General features: G+C 41.7%; 16 protein-coding genes. 2 read left to right on the forward strand and 14 right to left on the reverse strand.

Features of this window, described 5'->3' with window-relative positions:
* Positions 1 to 12: 12 nt before the first annotated feature.
* The 11 genes from BC751_RS15265 to BC751_RS15315 all read right to left on the reverse strand — a co-directional run bounded on the left by BC751_RS15265 (position 13) and on the right by BC751_RS15315 (position 10,912).
* Positions 13 to 1,983 carry a DUF3987 domain-containing protein gene (locus tag BC751_RS15265; RefSeq protein WP_130276405.1) on the reverse strand — a complete coding sequence of 657 codons (1,971 nt, stop codon included), beginning with the start codon at positions 1,981 to 1,983 and terminating at the stop codon, positions 13 to 15.
* A gap of 94 nt (positions 1,984 to 2,077) precedes the next feature.
* Complete coding sequence (locus tag BC751_RS22085; protein WP_130276406.1) at positions 2,078 to 3,052, reverse strand: BT4734/BF3469 family protein; 975 nt, start codon at positions 3,050 to 3,052, stop codon at positions 2,078 to 2,080.
* Complete coding sequence (locus BC751_RS15275; protein WP_053224400.1) at positions 3,039 to 3,335, reverse strand: helix-turn-helix domain-containing protein; 297 nt, start codon at positions 3,333 to 3,335, stop codon at positions 3,039 to 3,041. Before BC751_RS15275 ends, BC751_RS22085 begins: the two co-directional genes overlap by 14 nt.
* Positions 3,332 to 3,631, reverse strand: a complete 300-nt coding sequence (locus tag BC751_RS15280) for a helix-turn-helix domain-containing protein (protein WP_073093951.1) — start codon at positions 3,629 to 3,631, stop codon at positions 3,332 to 3,334. Before BC751_RS15280 ends, BC751_RS15275 begins: the two co-directional genes overlap by 4 nt.
* A 231-nt stretch (positions 3,632 to 3,862) precedes the next feature.
* Complete coding sequence (locus BC751_RS15285; RefSeq protein ID WP_130276407.1) at positions 3,863 to 4,879, reverse strand: DUF6617 family protein; 1,017 nt, start codon at positions 4,877 to 4,879, stop codon at positions 3,863 to 3,865.
* Complete coding sequence (locus BC751_RS15290) at positions 4,876 to 5,970, reverse strand: site-specific integrase (protein WP_130276408.1); 1,095 nt, start codon at positions 5,968 to 5,970, stop codon at positions 4,876 to 4,878. Before BC751_RS15290 ends, BC751_RS15285 begins: the two co-directional genes overlap by 4 nt.
* Positions 5,967 to 6,320 (reverse strand): helix-turn-helix domain-containing protein, encoded by a 354-nt coding sequence (locus tag BC751_RS15295; RefSeq protein ID WP_130276409.1) that lies wholly within the window; start codon positions 6,318 to 6,320, stop codon positions 5,967 to 5,969. Before BC751_RS15295 ends, BC751_RS15290 begins: the two co-directional genes overlap by 4 nt.
* Positions 6,321 to 6,562: 242 nt before the next feature.
* Entirely contained in the window at positions 6,563 to 7,945 is a 1,383-nt protein-coding gene (gene mnmE / locus BC751_RS15300; protein ID WP_130276410.1) for a tRNA uridine-5-carboxymethylaminomethyl(34) synthesis GTPase MnmE, read from the reverse strand.
* 4 nt (positions 7,946 to 7,949) lie between these two features.
* Positions 7,950 to 8,399, reverse strand: a complete 450-nt coding sequence (locus BC751_RS15305; RefSeq protein WP_130276411.1) for a thioredoxin family protein — start codon at positions 8,397 to 8,399, stop codon at positions 7,950 to 7,952.
* Positions 8,400 to 8,759: 360 nt separating this feature from the next.
* Entirely contained in the window at positions 8,760 to 9,422 is a 663-nt protein-coding gene (locus BC751_RS15310) for a metal-dependent transcriptional regulator (protein WP_130276412.1), read from the reverse strand.
* Positions 9,423 to 9,781: 359 nt separating this feature from the next.
* The gene (locus tag BC751_RS15315; protein ID WP_130276413.1) at positions 9,782 to 10,912 is read right to left on the reverse strand and encodes a glycosyltransferase; all 1,131 of its coding nucleotides are present in this window, start codon (positions 10,910 to 10,912) and stop codon (positions 9,782 to 9,784) included.
* A 33-nt stretch (positions 10,913 to 10,945) separates the two neighbouring features.
* Between BC751_RS15315 and BC751_RS15320 the strand changes: the two genes are divergently transcribed.
* Together BC751_RS15320 and BC751_RS15325 are read left to right on the forward strand one after the other, a co-directional pair.
* On the forward strand, positions 10,946 to 11,761 hold the full coding sequence (locus BC751_RS15320) for a 2,3,4,5-tetrahydropyridine-2,6-dicarboxylate N-succinyltransferase (protein WP_130277605.1): 816 nt from the start codon (positions 10,946 to 10,948) through the stop codon (positions 11,759 to 11,761).
* 13 nt (positions 11,762 to 11,774) lie between these two features.
* On the forward strand, positions 11,775 to 12,377 hold the full coding sequence (locus tag BC751_RS15325) for a tetratricopeptide repeat protein (protein WP_130276414.1): 603 nt from the start codon (positions 11,775 to 11,777) through the stop codon (positions 12,375 to 12,377).
* Positions 12,378 to 12,685: 308 nt separating this feature from the next.
* On the opposite strand, the gene BC751_RS15330 is transcribed toward BC751_RS15325, so the two are convergent.
* The 3 genes from BC751_RS15330 to topA all read right to left on the reverse strand — a co-directional run bounded on the left by BC751_RS15330 (position 12,686) and on the right by topA (position 17,108).
* Positions 12,686 to 14,023, reverse strand: a complete 1,338-nt coding sequence (locus BC751_RS15330; RefSeq protein WP_130276415.1) for a flavin-containing monooxygenase — start codon at positions 14,021 to 14,023, stop codon at positions 12,686 to 12,688.
* On the reverse strand, positions 14,016 to 14,708 hold the full coding sequence (locus BC751_RS15335; RefSeq protein WP_130276416.1) for an SIR2 family NAD-dependent protein deacylase: 693 nt from the start codon (positions 14,706 to 14,708) through the stop codon (positions 14,016 to 14,018). The genes BC751_RS15330 and BC751_RS15335 overlap by 8 nt, the downstream gene beginning before the upstream one ends.
* 78 nt (positions 14,709 to 14,786) lie before the next feature.
* The gene (gene topA, locus BC751_RS15340) at positions 14,787 to 17,108 is read right to left on the reverse strand and encodes a type I DNA topoisomerase (protein ID WP_130276417.1); all 2,322 of its coding nucleotides are present in this window, start codon (positions 17,106 to 17,108) and stop codon (positions 14,787 to 14,789) included.
* Between the last annotated feature and the right edge of the window lie 92 nt (positions 17,109 to 17,200).

Genomic DNA, 17,200 nt, shown 5'->3' on the forward strand with positions numbered 1-17,200 from the left:
GGATGCCAAGGACTATACGTCCTCAGCATCCGTAGAATCCTGAATATCCTCAAGGGAGGTGTTAATGTAATTGTCCTGAGATTCACGGTGAACCAATCCCGATTTGGCAAAAGCGGTGATATAGCCTTCGGCTGTCTTTGCCGGAATACTCAGGGTGTTGGCAACTTCAAGGTACTTCTGGCGGTTGAAGTTGTACGGTAAGGCATAGAGGAACTTTTCTTTCTTGTTCATCCTGCTTGGTTTGGATTCCTCTTGTGGTAGTTCTCCAAATACCTTGCTTGAGTGCTTTACCAATACCTTCACCATTTCAAGTGCAGCTTGAAAATCCCTTTCCTCACAAATCAGCTTCTTGGAAGTGTCGCCTGTTTGACAGCTTTTGGATAATATCTCTCCAGTGGTGCTGTCGAATGCGCCAATATTTTTATCATATTTAATGTGGCGCATTTCCATGATCCGCAAAGCGGAAAATATCATGGAAACTCGGTAAGCAATCAAACCTAACCTTCTGATAGTGGCCATGTAGTCCAGCCCTTGAAGGTTCATGTATTTCTCCTGTATCTGGCCGAAGAACTGGTTGAATTGCTCCTGCTGGTCTGCCGTAAGGTGAAACTGGCGGGGTTCATCCTGCATGATAACTTTGTAGAGTTCATAGAACTCATTGCCCAGGGCTTCAAAGTAATCGTCCAGTCCGTTATCCGTTTGACTGGCAAAGACATTTTTCCATACCGGGCGAACGTTCATGAAATAGAAGATGAAACGGCTGAACAAGCCGTTTTCAGCGTTGGGAATCAATGCCGAAACTTGTTTTGGCGTTCCTGACAGGACCGTAGAAAGACAAGGGCTTTCTATGTCCACAAACTCACGGTCGGTTCTTCGATAATAGGAAATGGTTTCATGGTGAAAGGCTTTTCTAAATCCGTCACTGTAGTTTCCGTAATCGCTCTTGAAGGCATGTGCTAAGGTATCACCTTCGGTCTCGAAAATTAGCCCTCTTCCATCACTATCACCCAAAAGCTGATAAGCTCCCGTTGAACTGTTATTTGCAGGAATGAACAGCATCTTTTCAGGTGGTTTGGCTGGCTTCTCAATACCATCTTCCTTTCCCTTCTTGGAGTTGTATTCTGCCATTTCCAATTCATAGTGTTGTTTGTGGAGTTTGGCTTGTTCCCTCAATTCTTTATGAATGGGATTGACCAATTGGCGGCAATGGACCAATCGGCCTTTTCCTGCGGATGCCTGAGCGGTAATGAATAGGAATAGATTTGGGTATACTCGCTTACCATCATAGATGCCCGATACTTTGGGCAGACATGCGCTGATAGCTCCAAGGGAACCGAGGAGTAGAATATCCCTTTCCTCATTGGAAGTGGCAACCGCTACAACCTTTTGCAGAAATTCAGGAAGTTCAGGAAACAAGGAATCTGGAAAAGTTGGCATTTGATAGCTGTCCTCTGTTTGTTTTTCAATGGTGCTATCGAATGCGCCAAATTCTTTATTTGAATTATGGTGGCGCATTTCTTCCGGTTCCTGATTTTCGGACTGGTGGTATTCAGATTGACTACCATTCAGCTTTTCACTTTTGAAAGTTCGCTGATCCTGTTTTTCTGACCGTGGAGGGGCTATATCAATTCCTGCATCTTTGGCGAGGTAGAAAAAGGTCTTTAGTGAAACGCCATGACCTTTTGATTTCAAGCAATTGTCAAATTGCTTGTCGCACTCCGGGGCGGAATAGCCTGGATAAAACTGGCTCACCCTATGAAATAGGGTACGTCCATTTTCTCCAAACTCATCTGAGAAAGCAAAGCCGATATTTACCCAATCGCTATACGTGGAGGTAATATCTGTTCTGTTGGCTTCAATGTTTTGGATGATGCGCTCTACTTCGTCAGGTTGAGAATCTGTATTGAAAGTTGGTTGCTCTGTAACTTTCGGTTGCGGGGTTGGCTGATTAAGCCAATCCTGCGGATTGAAATTTTTTCTCATGTCACTTTTATTTTTTTAATGGTATTCGAGAACCCAAATCACTTTTGTTTAATGGCTTCGCTTTAGAGGTGTGATTTGGGTTTCTTTCCATGTCCTACAAGTATTTAGGATTGATGAATATTTCTGAATCATGCGGAAGGAAACAGGCTCTTGAAATGTCCTTCCCTGATTGGTCTATTTCGAGTTGGTAGGTGTGGGAAACGTAGTTTGCCACTGCCTTGAAATAGTCCTGGTGTTTTGCCTGCGTCAAGTCGATTGGGATTACCCATTTGAGGCCATCACCTGAAGGAGATACAAACAGTAGCTCCGTTTCAAAGTAATGGTCGTTGAGTAGTGCTGCCTTGAGTGAAGGAATGTCCTGAATGTGGTCAAAATCGATTGTGAGCAAACCTGAATGTCTTTGAAGGTTTGCATCATTTCTCTTTGAGAAAGTGCCTGAGAAGGTCACATAATCGAAATTTTGAGCCTTGTACTTTCTGGCTTCCTTCGGGTCGGGAATGTTGCGGAGTGTACTTGTACACGAAGCAAATTCATTGCCTTTGATAAGATTGTAAACCTCAATCAAGGAGGCTTGCCAACTTGGTGTTACGTTGGTGACAGGCTTATTGAAATAGCTGAAAACTGGCGCAGCCGGTTTGACTATTTCAGAAAGAGCAACCGCAGGTTGTGATTCTGCCTGAGCGTAAAAACCTTGTTGCTTCCCGATACGCAAATGCAGTTCTTCATTCAGCTTATCGAGAAGGGCTTGCCCTTCGAGGCTGAAATGTAGTGCAGCGAAATCAAAGACATTGCCTTGTGCAATGGCTTCTTCTGAATCGGTGTGGATGGCGCAGCCGTCAACAACTTTAATCAACAATGTGGGCTTGTCCGCATTGAATGGGTTCTTTGCAGGTTTGCAGTCCCTTCCCGAAAGGGAAAGGACTGTTTGAGCACCTTTTGATTTATCTTTATTCGGTGTGCTCGAATCTCCAGAGTCGATTTCACCCGGATAGTAGTGTCGCAGCACATGGGCATAGATATTCAGGCCATAGTGCGTTTTGTCGAGAATGGCTTTTCTACTTACCTCCATAGTGCTTTGATTTTGAAGGTGAGTAATTGGATTCCAGCAAGGCTTCTATATCAGAAACCTTGTAGTAGAATTTGCCATTGATTCGGCTGTAGGGAAGAACCCCACTATCCCGAAGGGATTGGAGGGTTCTTTTGCTGATGTGAAGCGTTTGCATCACTACCTGCCCATCAATCCACTCTTCGCTGAATTGCTCCAAGCGTGATTTATGGAAGTTGAGGAGGTAGGCTTTGACTGTTTTTATGTCTTGAGTTAGCGTCAAGATCATATCCATTATCTCGTTCATAGCTTCACCCTCCCTTTCTTGATTAGGTAATCCGCTGCCCTTTGGTCTATTTCTTCCTGAGTGGAATTGCGGTTGCGTAGCAACCAGCTTTCCAACTCGCTTCTTTTGAAATAGAGCTTCTTTCCATTGGGCTTGTAGTGCGGAATGCTCCCTGCACTTGTCAACTTGTACAAATGAGATTGGGAAAGCTCCAGATACTGGCAAGCTTCATTGAAGTTTAAAACTTCCTTTGTGTAAATCCCCTGGCTCTCAATTAGGCGTTGGAGATTTTCAAGACGTTCAATTATTTCGTCCATGACTTAATCAATTATGAATTAGGAAATGGACTTCACCGGTAAAGCCATATTCGATTGTCGAATACAGCGCTAAATTAGAATGGCTAACAGGGCGTTATGAGTGCAGAAAGCAAGGTGCAGTGCAGAGTGCAGAGTGCAGAGTGGGGCATGAAAAATAAAAGCCCCCTTTTTGAGCAAAAGAGGGCTAAACAAAAACAGAAAAAAGATAGAAGGTGTAAAGTGCAGAGTACCTTATTTCAGGTTGGAAACGGACTTTTCAATTTTGTGGGCTGTTAGTTTCGGTTTCTTCTGCGACCTGAATTTTGTTCTTTCAAACGGTTTTCCAGTTTCATCAACGAAGCATAGGCAAGTAACTTCCCATTGCTTCTGCTTCAAGTTTTCAACCAATTGGAGGTCGTTATGTATGAGTTTGATGAAATAGAATAGTTCGCTGATTGTGCCTGTCCAGACTACAGGATTTTTGATTTCGGCATTAGAAAATACTCGCTTGAAATTCGGAACGGTTGTGTCTTGACTTATCAGGTTGTTGAACTTTAAGCTGCTGCACAAATCGGAAATCTTCTCCTGAGCGGTATTGAGTTGCTTGTAGGTAAATGAATTGAATGGAATGTCCTTTGGTTTGGGCTCCTGCTTTTTAACTGGTTTCTCCGTTGCTTCAACCTCAATGATTTGAATCTCGGTCAATAAAGGTTTCTGCGGTATTGGTTCAAGTAGTAGCTGGGTGTAAAAATCCTCTATCACCAACTTATCATCAATCCAAGTGCTGAAAGCATCTTGGATTTCGAGGTAAAGCTGCATGTATGCAAGCTTTAGCAATTGAATGATATAGGTGTTGGCTTTGTGTGCCTGGTCAAACTCAATGGAAACTTTTTTGGGATCTATTAATGTCAAATCAAAATCCTTCTCTTTAATCAGCTTTCCAATGTCTTTTAAACGTGTCTTTAAACGCTTGTTCAAAGTATCATCCAGCCAATAGCGGATGAGGTTTTCTGTATCGTCTTCACTGATGAGGTTGTAGAGCCTTTCAACGTCCGTTTTGAGGGTGTTTAGAATCAGCTTTGAGTAGTATTTGGTTTTGTTGTCGAATGGCCTTAGAAAGTTGATTTCATACCGGAACGGGTAATCCGTGTAGGTATCTTTCAAGGAACGGAGCTTGGGAGCAAACTTTTCGTCCACGCTGTTTTTCTCTGACCAAGGGCGAAGCCCCTGGTAGAGAATGTCGTCAAGTATTTTTGTTTGATTGCTCATAGGTCAAGTTTGATTTTACTGGCTGCCTCTTTTTTCTTGTCGTCTATGATTTTCGCATAGACTTGGGTTGTTTTCAGTTCTCTATGGCCTAACAGCTTTGAAACTGTGTAAATGTCCGTTCCCATTGTAAGCTGCAAGGTGGCGTAGGTATGACGTGCGCAATGGAAAGTGATGGTTTTGGAGATTCCAGCTTTCATCATCCATTGTTGCAATTTCAGGTTGTGCCATGCCGAATACTTCAATCCTTTGAATACTCTTTCTTCTCTGTCCTCACGTTCTCCGAGCAAGCCGAAGGCTTGTTCTGAAATGGGTAGGGTTTCCGCCCCTTTGGTTTTCTTCTGTCTGAATCGGATGTAGTAGCCCATTTCATTGGAGTGCTGCACCTCAGACCAAAGGAGCTTATTTATATCTGACCAGCGAAGCCCTGTAAGGCATGAAAAAATGAATGCCGTTTTCAAGATGGGAATTTCACATTCTGCCTTTACTGCTGCTTGCAGCTCTTCCAAGGTTAGAAACTCTCTTTCCGGTTCTCCTTGCTTGAATGCTTCAACTCCTTCGGCTGGATTGTGTGGAATGATACCATCCTTCACTGCTTGCTTGAGTGCAGCTCTCAGTTTGTTGAAGTAGGAGTACTTGGAGTTTTGAGAAAGTTTCTGGATTCCGTGTCCAGTGGCTTTCTTGTCAAGGTATTCTTTGAAGTCCTGGACAAACTCACGATTCACAAACTCAAAGGAAATGTCCTGTGGGATAAACGCTTTCATGTGCTTGATCATGCTATCCCAATTTCCGTAGTTGCCCGGACTGTCTTTTCGCTTACTGGCAAGCAATTCAAGGTAGGCGGTGAAACTGCCTTTCAGCTTCTCATTGTCACGGAATCCATAAACACCGTTTTGGATTTCGATTTGTCTTTGCGCCCTGATGGTTTCTGCAAGTTGCATGGTCTTTTTATTGACCTCTTTTTCCTCCTTGGTCTTTGCATTGGGGTCGAGGTACAATTTTAGGTACTCGGTTTTCCGCTTGCCCTTATGGTAGTAGTCGAGGTACAAGCTGGTTTGACCGCCCTGGTTGCGTTGTCTTAGTGTTACCTTCATATCTGAAACAGTTTATCGATTTCGGTTCTCTTGATGATTGTGCGTCTGCCAATCTTCGCTGCATGAATGTTTCCGGCTTTAATCTGCCGATAGATGGTCATGCGGCTTGCACCTAAGAGCTTGCAGGTTTCCTCAACACTGAGAAAATCTTTGTCCTTTAACTGTTCCTGATTGTATTCGATTCTTTGTTCCACGATAGGGGCAACCTCCTCAACCTTTTCTTCTCGCTTACGCTTCTTGTAGTTTCGGGAGGCGCACTTGTGGCTGCAAAATTTGGTTACGGTTGTCTTTGCGATGAAAGACTTTCCGCAGTCCTGACAAATCTTTGGAACTTCTATACTGCTGCTCATGGTGTTTCCTTATTCGGCTTAAAAATGTATAAGAGCATATCCCTTTGTATCGGGTTGTATCTCTATGTAACATCATTTCGCCTGTTGCTCTGAATCTTGTTGCTACCAACAAACTTGTTGTTGTTAGTAACAGATTAGAAACAAATATAAGCAAAAAATAGGAAAATTAGCAACAAGTAAAGGAAGTAAAAACCTCCTAAAAGCAAGAAAAAGAAGGGTTTAGAGTATCAAAGGAAATGTAATTACTTCCCGATACAGAACTTACTGAATATGTTCGCCAAGAGGTCATCGGTCGTGATTTCCCCTGTGATCTCACCGAGGTAATGCAGGGATCGACGGATATCCATGGCTAAGAAGTCATTGGTGACTAGAGCATCCAAGCCTGTCAATACATCCAATAAAGACTGACGGGTCTTGACCAAAGAGTCATAGTGGCGGATATTGGTCACAATGGTATTGCCCGTGCGGAACTTGTCCAAATTGACCATTTCCAAAATCCGCTGCCGTAAGGCATCAAGGTTTTCTTTCTTACCGGCAGAAATAAAAATGATATCAGGGTGTCTGGATTTTAATTCATTGATAAATTGTGGATTAGCCCTATCTATCTTATTTCCTACTTTAACAAAAGGCACTCCTAAATTCTCCAATTTATTGATATCGCGATTGATTTCTACCATATCGGTATCGGTCAGATCAAACAAGTACAAGATCAATGAAGCGGTCTTCATCTTCTCCTGCGTACGGCTGACACCAATAGCCTCTATAGTATCTGTAGTTTCTCTTAAGCCTGCGGTATCTATAAACCTGAAAATCACACCACCTATGTTAATCTCATCTTCAATGAAATCACGGGTGGTACCGGCAATATCGGAGACAATCGCCTTCTCTTCATTGAGCAAAGCATTCAGTAGGGTAGACTTGCCTGCATTGGGTTTACCGGCGATGACGGTTGGCATACCATTTTTAATTACATTGCCCAGATCGAAGGAGGCGATCAATTGCTCGATTACCCGCAAAAGCTGTTCAACCAAAATCCTTAAATCATCTCTGCTGGCAAATTCCACATCTTCTTCCGTGAAATCCAGTTCCAGTTCGATCATGGAAGCAAAGTGTATCAACTCAGCCCTCAATTTGGAAATCTCCCCACTGAAACCACCACGCATTTGATTCATGGCTGCCTGATGGGAAGCCTCAGAGTCGGAATGGATCAAATCGGCTACAGCCTCGGCTTGGGCCAAATCAAATTGACCGTTTAAAAAAGCCCTTTGGGTAAATTCCCCCGGTTTGGCGGGACGGGCTCCATGTCTGATCAACAATTTGATCACCTGATTCACGATATAGGAAGAACCATGGGTCGATATTTCCACCACATTTTCCTTGGTGAATGATTTCGGGGCAATGAACAAAGAAACCAAAACCTCATCGATGATTCGCTCCCCATCCCGTATCGTGCCGAAATGTATGGTATGGGAGGGCTGTTTTTCCAAGTCCTTACCTTTGAACACCTCATTGGTAATCTTGATGGCATCTTTACCGGAAAGACGTATGACAGCAATAGCCCCAACACCCTGAGGCGTGGCCAGGGCGATGATGGTATCTTCTTTTTCGTGAAGGGAAAAACTCATTCAATTATTTTCCAAATTTTTCTAAAATGCCGGTCAGGCCTGTAAGGAATGGTTCAGGTTGTCTATAGCCAGGGTATTGGGTAATATTTTCCATAGCTGCATCCATGATGATGAAGTTAGGATAGGACCTTACGCGCATGGTCGCGGCCATTGTGGCTTCTGTATACTCCCTGCCCCTGAACATGAACTTTCTCTTGGTATTCTCTGCGTTCATTTTTACCGGATAAAAGTTTTCATTGATATAGGCCACAACTTTGGGATCGGTGAAAGTTTCCTTGTCCATTTTTTTGCACCAACCACACCAATCGGTATATACATCCACAAAAACCATTTTGGGATTTTCCTGGGTTTTGGCTGCAGCCTCTTCAAAAGTTAGCCAATTTATTTTACTCTGGGCTATCACAACGCCGCCGAGCATAAAGAATAAAAATGTAAACGATACTATTTTTTTCATCGAATTTGGGTTAAAGCTTCACAGTTTTAAAACGACTTTAATTTATTTCAAGTTCACAAGGTTTCAAAATCTATTCCAAAACTACTTTGTACAAAGTACCATGTACGAAGTACTAAGAATTTAGATTCCCAGACAATTTAGATTTTTGGACTCAAAATCTCATCCTCTTAATTACCTGAATCGCCTTTCCATAGTGTGAAACTTCAAAAGAAATTTTTAAAACTTATAGCTGTCAGGAAGAGTATTTACAGGATTCTTTATTTGCGAAATCCGACCTTCGAAATCCCACTTTTTATTACACTAATTTTCATTACCTGGTACATTGTACTTGGTACTTGGTACAATTAAAAGTCGCCTCTCCTAAACCATCACCAACACATTTCCCGCCACATCTTTGGACATGAAAATTGTCTTTTTGTTGTCAACAAGAATTTCAACTGATCCGTCAAACTCTACTTTGTCCAGCACCTTGATCCTTGCACCGATATAGACGCCTACTTTATCCAAATAGCGCAAAAAGGCGGAACTACTGTCTTTTACGGCCACAAGTTGTCCTGTTGCATTGATATCCAATTCGGAAAGGGGGAGGCGTGGTCTGGCCCTAATATCTCCATATTCATCAGGAATTGGATCACCATGGGGATCAAATTTGGGAAAACCCAAGTATTCATCGAGTCTTTGTATCAAAAGCTTGGATTTGATATGCTCCAGTTCATCAGCTACTTCATGAACCTCATCCCAAGAGAACCGAAGTTTTTCTACCAGAAAAACCTCCCAAAGCCGGTGCTTCCGAATAGTCTGCAAAGCCAATTTTTTACCCTCTTCAGTGATATGGACACCATAATATTTCCTGTATTCAATAACTTCTTTTTCTCCCAATCTCCGGAGCATATCAGAAACCGAAGCGGGCTTTGTCTTCATCTTAACGGAGATATCATTGGTAGAGACGCTTTTTTTACCGCCATCCGAAATTTGATAGATCACTTTGAGGTAACTCTCTTCAGCAGGGGTCAATTGTACCATTATCCTAAACTTTGGGCAAATATAACTTTTTTAGATAAACCGAAAAATTAATTTTAAGGAAGCTAAATTCGTTGTGGATAAGTCCAAATCTGATGTGATTTAGATTTTAGATATATCTAAATATTAGTTTTTGCAAATTTAAATTACCATTTAACTGCAACACTTTCAATTTCTTACAACATCAGAAAGAGAAGAAAATCCATCATTAAGGAGGGTAGGGACAGTTTCCGTTTCTTGAAAATTAGTTTCCTTTTGAGATTTGTAGTGGATAAGTTTTCAGGCATTCCAAACCCCAATTCCGCAAAAAAGAAAGAATGGTAAGCTAAAGAGGATGAAAAAAATGGACTTGTTTTAATCTATTAAGGCTGCGCTTCAAGCAAGCTTGAAACCAAGTTCTGCAATTGCAATCTTTCTTTTTGAATCCAAAATGCTTCATAAGGAAAATCCTTGGAGTAAAAATTCATAGACAATAAAGAATGCAGAGTCTCCGCCGCCAGGCTTTTGGCTGAAAAATCCACTTCCAATCCGGCTTGGTATTTTTCAGCAAATGATTTCCAAAGCAGGTTAGGACTGTAAAAAAATGGTTTTCCCAAAGCCAAAGATTCAAAAAGTTTACTTGGAATTTTGGGACTGATGCTGGGAATCTGATGATAAGGCAGCAAGACCACATCAGCCGCAGCATAGGCTTCCATGATCTGTTCATAGGGCACGGGTTGGCCGGAGATCTGTAAATGGATGCCTTTATTTTCTTTAGCCATCTCACTAAGGATTTTGGCAAAATCCGGTATTGGACAATGGCCTATGATATGCAGGGAGATTTCAGGAAAGGATTGCCGCAATTCCAAAAACCATTGCATAGCCTCTTTGATTCCATATACTTCTGTGATGGTGCCGGAGATTAAAAACCGCAAATTTGGAAGGTGTAGCTTCTTACTTGGGATATTTTTAGGAACAGCGCCAAAGTACTTGTTTTCGAGTACAAAATAGGGTTTAAATGCTTTTTTCTCATGTTTATAACACTGTTCAGAAAATATATAGTGATCAATAAGAAATTTTCCGAAATATTCTGTCAGCAAAATAAGGTTCTTGGCAAACCATTTTTTTATTCCTTTTAAAGTCCGGTTATAAGAAATGTTCAAAGCATAATTTTCCTGCACATCATACACCAATTTTCCTCCAAAAAGCATTGTACAAAGAATAGCAGAGGGTATGAGTTCCCAAGTACAGATGATGCTTAGTTTCGGTCTTTCTTTTTTGTAAATCCGGTAAAAAACAAGGCTGGCAAAAATCCTGGAAAAAGCTTGCCTTTTTTCTAAAAATAAAGGGTGGAACTTTATATTTTTTTCATCTGCCTCTTTTTTTGTTGAAAATCCTATGATGTTTATCTGGTATTTATTTGTTTCACGCAGTGAAAGTCCAAACCTATAATAAGCCCTGGGGTCTTTGAGTGGTTTAAGTACCGAGGCAATCAAAATAGGAATTGGACGCATCAGGATCAATTTAACATGAATATGACCAAAAATATGGAATTACAATCTATTATTGAAAATGCCTGGGAAAACAGGGAACTCTTAAAAGAAAAAGATGTAGAAATCGCCATAAAAACTGTCATCAGTGACCTGGACAGCGGTGCCTTAAGGGTAGCCCAACCAATGGCCAATGGAGAATGGCAGGTTAATGACTGGGTGAAAAAGGCTGTTATCCTATACTTTCCAATCCAAAAAATGCACACCATTGAAGTGGGTCCTTTTGAATTCCATGATAAAATGGCTTTGAAAACGAATTATGCCAAGCAGGGTGTTAGGGTGGTACCACATGCCGTGGCGCGATATGGGGCCTACCTGGCAAGCGGCGTAGTCATGATGCCTTCTTATGTAAATATTGGAGCTTATGTAGATAGTGGCACGATGGTTGATACATGGGCAACCGTTGGCTCTTGCGCACAAATAGGAAAAAATGTGCATCTCAGTGGGGGAGTAGGTATAGGTGGTGTTTTGGAACCTGTACAAGCGGCTCCCGTAATAGTAGAAGATGGGGCATTTATCGGTTCAAGGGCTATCATCGTTGAAGGGGTGAGGATTGGAAAAGAAGCGGTTATTGGGGCAGGAGTTACCTTGACCGCTAGTTCAAAAATCATTGATGTAACAGGTTCTGAACCAAAAGAATACAAGGGATACGTGCCTGAAAGGTCTGTTGTCATACCTGGATCTTTGACCAAAAAATTCCCGGCAGGTGAGTTTCAGGTGCCTTGCGCCCTGATTATTGGTCAAAGAAAGGCTTCAACCGATCTTAAAACTTCCTTGAACGATGCATTAAGAGAAAATAATGTAGCCGTTTAAAATCAAATTCATAATGAGAGTATTTCAGTGGGGTATTGCCTCCCTTATGGGCATCATGTTTTTATTTTCATGTTCTAAGCAGGAATATAACAAAGGGGATGCGTTTTTCAATCAAGGAGCTTATGAGGAAGCCATCGCAGCATATGATGGCTTTTTAGTTTCCAACCCAAAAAATGTAAAGGCACTTTACAACCGAGGAAGGGCTTATGAAGAATTGGGCCAGTTCGAAAAAGCAGAGAAAGATTTCTTAAGTGCTTTGGAGCAGGATAAAAAAAACACGCAAATCCTGTTGAGCCTTTCCAACGTCTATCAAAAGCAAAAAAGGCACAGCAATGCATTGCTCTATGCAGAGTATGCCGTGGAAGTTCCTGGTGCACCTGCTATGGCTTATTTCATGAAAGGAAGGGCAATGCACCAATTGGGCAATACCAATGAAGCTTACAAAGAATACAGTACTGCCATCAAAATGGACAAGGATTTTGGCATGGCCTACTACTACAGGGGGATGCTTAAATTGGCAACTGACAGGAAAAAATCGGGATGTGATGATCTAAAGGCTGCCTTGAAACTGAATTACGAAGAAGCTAAAGAAGCCATCGATAAATATTGCAATTAAAAAAAAGCCGGGTTTCCGGCTTTTTTATACTCCAATGATCCAAATTGATCTGCCAAGTCGGTGTCTTCCCTCACTTCAAACCAACCTAAATAATAATTTCTGGGCATATCCCCTGAAATTCGGTTAATTCCTAAGTAATTAAAAAACCTTCGGCTACAGATTTAATTTATCAAACCTTCCAAGCGCAAACTTGGCTCTTTTTACTTTTGACTTGGCTCTTATTCCTTGCACTAAATTCTGGCCTTGGTTTATTCCGAAAGTTTGCTGAAATCCAATGAGGCATTTACCTAAAGCTCAGACTTTTTTTCCTAATCAACCTTTACCTCCATCCCTTCTACCACAGGTTGCTTGGAAACATAACCCTTAGGAAGGTGCTTCAGCAAATCCTTCTTAAACCTATGAAAATCCACCGTGATGGTATGCCTTGGTGTTGAAATTTGACGATAGTGGGGTTTTGTCACTTCTAATTCACAAAGTTCTTCGATATTAGCAGGCCTGCTCCATTTGCCCGCCAATTCCCGCGCCATAATTTTAGCCTGCAATTCAGCACCGGGCCAAATACAACCCAAAGGTTGGAACATCCCCACAAAATACAGGTTTCTATACTTGGGATGGAACATTTTTAAATACAAAGGCACCGGCCCCGAACTATAGTCAATAAAGTCTTTGTCAAAAAATGGATGTGACAAGTAATAACCCGTACAGGCAATAATGCTATCATACTCCTCTTCAAGGCCATCTTCAAAAATCACTTTCTTACCATCAAACCTTTTGATGTCTAACCTGGGTTTGACTTTTCCATGCCTGATTTTGTACAAAAGTTCATCATTGATGGTAGGATGGGTTTCCCCGAACTTGGTTTCTACCTTCCTCAGACCATATAGAGAATTATCGCCCACCATGACCTTGAGCAGCAGGTCAAAGAAAAAGCTCCTGATTTTAAGTGGTATCCAGGAACTTCTTTCTCCGATTTTATCGGATGGTTTACCAAAAAAGAATTTGGGGATAATGCGGTAGCCCCTTCTCCAAGAGATTGCAGTCATTTTACTGACCCGACTGGTTTCTACTGCCACATCACAGGCAGAGTTTCCTCCCCCAATAACCAAAACCCTTTTTCCTTCAAATGGGGCAGCTTTCTTAAAGGAGTGGGAGTGGAGATATTCTCCGGTGAAATTTCCAGGATAATCCGGCCATCTTGGATTCCAATGGTGCCCATTACATACTACCAGATCTGAGAAATATGCTGTATTTCTCTTACCATCTGTTTCGGTGGTAATTTCCCAAGTTTCTTGATTGACCCATTTACAATGAATGACGAGGGTATTGAAATGGATATGCGGATATAAATTGAATTTTTTGGCATAAGCCTGAAAATACCGCCTCAATTCATCATGGGAAGGATAGTCAGCCGCCATCGGGTCAAAATCATCAAAAGTAAAATCCTCATATTGGGACAAAGTCTTGGAGCTGATGATATGGGTGGTTTCGAAAACACTGGAATGGGATTCATTTTCACTGTAAATCCAGTTTCCCCCAACCTCTGTATTCCTATCAAATGCCACGGCATCCAATCCCTGATCCAAAAGGTTTTTCAATGCGGTAATACCAGAGGGACCCGCTCCGATGACAGCAATTTTTTTAGACATATTTTAATCTGATTTCCTCGGACATGATTTTTGTTCCCACCGAAGCAGGAGCTTCAATTTTTGTTAAGTTTTCGACAAATCCCGTTTCAGGAATTTTGACATCAATAATGTATTTGGGAATATGCTTCTTGGCATATTGGATCAAACCGGCAGCCGGATAAACCAACATGGAAGTGCCTATCACAGCAAAAATATCTGCCTCCATCGCCACATCAATGGCCGGTTCCATCATGGGCACCATCTCCCCAAACCATACAATGAACGGCCTCAACTGACTTCCTTTTTCGCATTTATCCCCAATTTTGATTTCCCAACCTTCCATTTCATATACCAAGGAAGGATCCAGGGTGCTTTGGGACTTGAAGAGTTCCCCATGTAAATGGATGATTCTGGAAGACCCTGCCTTTTCATGGAGGTTATCTACATTTTGGGTAACAATGGTCACATCGAAGTATTTCTCCAACCTTGCCAGTTCCAGGTGGGCTTCATTCGGTTGGCAGGAAAGTGCCTGCTTTCTCCTTTGGTTGTAAAAATCCAAAACCAGCTCCCTGTTTTTTCTCCAGCCTTCAGGAGAAGCCACTTCCATGATATCATGACCTTCCCACAATCCTCCGGCATCACGGAAAGTACTTATGCCACTTTCAGCCGAAATCCCCGCCCCTGTTAGTACCACCAGTTTTTTCATACTTTTTTTGTCTTAATCTAAAAGGAATAAAGACAAAATTCAAATAAAAAAGCGAACCGAACTGGTCCGCTTTTTTTCCTAAGCTTTCTTTTTCACAAACTTACCTGTTTTCTTTACATGTTGATTTTCAATAATTTCTATTGCTTCAGCATAAGTTAAACTTTCAGCTTCTTTGCCTTTTGGAATTTTGAAATTGTTCTTTCCAAACTTGATATAAGGCCCCCATCTGCCATTGAGTATCTGGATTTCAGGATTTTCTTCAAAGGTTTTGATATGCTTTTTCTCATCTGCATCCCGTTTTTCTTCAATAAGCTGAATAGCTTCTGCCTCGGTAATGGCCAATGGGTCTTGGCCCTTTTTCAACGAAACAAATTTATTATCGTGTCTGACATAAGGACCAAACTTTCCGACTCCAACCACCATTTTTTTTCCTTCAAACTCACCGATTTCTCTGGGTAGTTTAAACAGTTCCAAAGCTTCTTCCAGGGTAATGTTTTCTATAAACTGCCCCTTTTTCATACTGGCAAACTGCTTATCTTCATCTTCCTGGTCTCCAATCTGAACAAGTGGCCCAAACCTGCCCAAGCGTGCAATTACTGGTTTACCGGTTTTTGGATCCTTTCCAAGTTCTCTTGAGCTGTTAATATCGGCACGGGCCACATTGGCAGTCTCTTCTACTCGTGTATGAAATTTTCCGTAGAAATTTTCAATCATGTCCTGCCAATCCTGTTGACCATGGGCAATATCATCAAACTCTTTTTCCACCTTAGCAGTAAAAGAATAATCAATCACATTGGGAAAGTGTTCTACCAGAAAATCATTCACTACCATAGCAATATTGGTAGGGAAAAGTTTATTTTTATCAGCGCCGGTAATTTCAGTTTTTTCACTTTTTGAAAAACCATCCTTTGAAATCTTCATTTCAAGGTATTTTCTTTCGGTGCCTTCTCTCGATTCTTTGACCACATAATCCCTCTTTTGTATCGTAGAAATGGTGGGAGCGTAAGTGGAAGGACGCCCGATACCCATTTCCTCCAGTTTCTTTACCAAAGAAGCTTCTGTGTATCTTGGAGCAGGGCGGGAGAAAGTTTCCCTTCCTTTCATTTCAACAAGTTGAAGGATTTGACCTACTGAAAGCGGAGGGAGGAGTCCTTTGTTCCCATTTTCCTCATCATCCTGTTCATCATCAGTACTCTCCATGTAGACCTTCAGGAATCCTTCAAATTTTACCAATTCACCGCTAGCTACCAGTTTCTCTGCTGTGGTGGAAATGCCAATAGTAGCAACTGTCTTTTCCAATTTGGCATCGGCCATTTGGGATGCAATGGCTCTCTTCCAGATCAGCTCGTATAACCTTTGCTCATTTCGGTCCCCAGAAATCTCATGCTTTGAAAAATCCGTAGGCCTTATGGCTTCGTGGGCTTCCTGAGCTCCTTCGGTTTTTGTGGTATATTTTCTGGGCTGATGAAAATCCGCTCCATAAGCAGCAAAAATTTCCGTTTTGGCTGCCTGCATGGCATCTTCGGAGAGGTTGACACTATCCGTCCTCATGTAAGTGATCTTTCCTGCTTCATAGAGCTTTTGGGCTACTGACATGGTCTGGGCTACTGAAAAATACAATTTACGGCTTGCTTCCTGCTGTAAGGTGGAAGTGGTAAAGGGGGGAGCAGGGGATTTTTTGCCGGGTTTGGTCTCAAGGTTTTCTATTTTGAACTGTGCCCCCAGGCATTTCTTTAAGAATTCCTCTGCTTCTTCTTTGGTTTCAAATTTTTTGGGAAGCTCTGCTAAAAGGGATTTGCCATCCACATCAAAAATTGCAGTAATCCGAAAAGAAGATTTCGATTTGAATTTTTCAATCTCTCTCTCTCTTTCTACTATCAAACGCACGGCTACAGACTGCACTCTTCCGGCAGAAAGGCCTGTTTTAATTTTCTTCCAAAGAATTGGAGACAGCTCAAATCCTACCAATCGGTCAAGAATCCTTCTTGCCTGTTGGGCATTGACCAAATCAATGTCGATTTTCCTTGGATTTTGGATGGCTTTGGTAATCGCATTTTTTGTGATTTCCCTAAATACAATCCTTTTGGTATTCTCATCTTTTAAATTGAGTACTTCTTTCAGGTGCCAAGAAATGGCTTCCCCCTCACGGTCATCGTCACTTGCCAGGTAGATGGTTTCAGCGTCTTTTACTAAATTTTTCAACTGTTTGATGACTTCTTTTTTATCAGGCGTCACCTCATAAGTGGGTTTGAATCGATTTTTTATATCTATGGCCTTATCACCTTTAGGAAGGTCCCGGACATGGCCATAGCTGGAAGCAACTTTAAAATCTTTTCCTAAATAACCTTCTATAGTTTTGGCCTTGGCAGGCGACTCCACGATCACTAAATTTTTTGACATAAACGCTGAAATTTAAAGAATGGCCAATAACACCACCCAAATAAAAGCCTAAAAATAGATGGCATAATATTCGTTTCCAAATTTAGTCGAAT

It is taken from the genome of Cecembia calidifontis, from assembly GCF_004216715.1.
Taxonomy (GTDB): domain Bacteria; phylum Bacteroidota; class Bacteroidia; order Cytophagales; family Cyclobacteriaceae; genus Cecembia_A; species Cecembia_A calidifontis.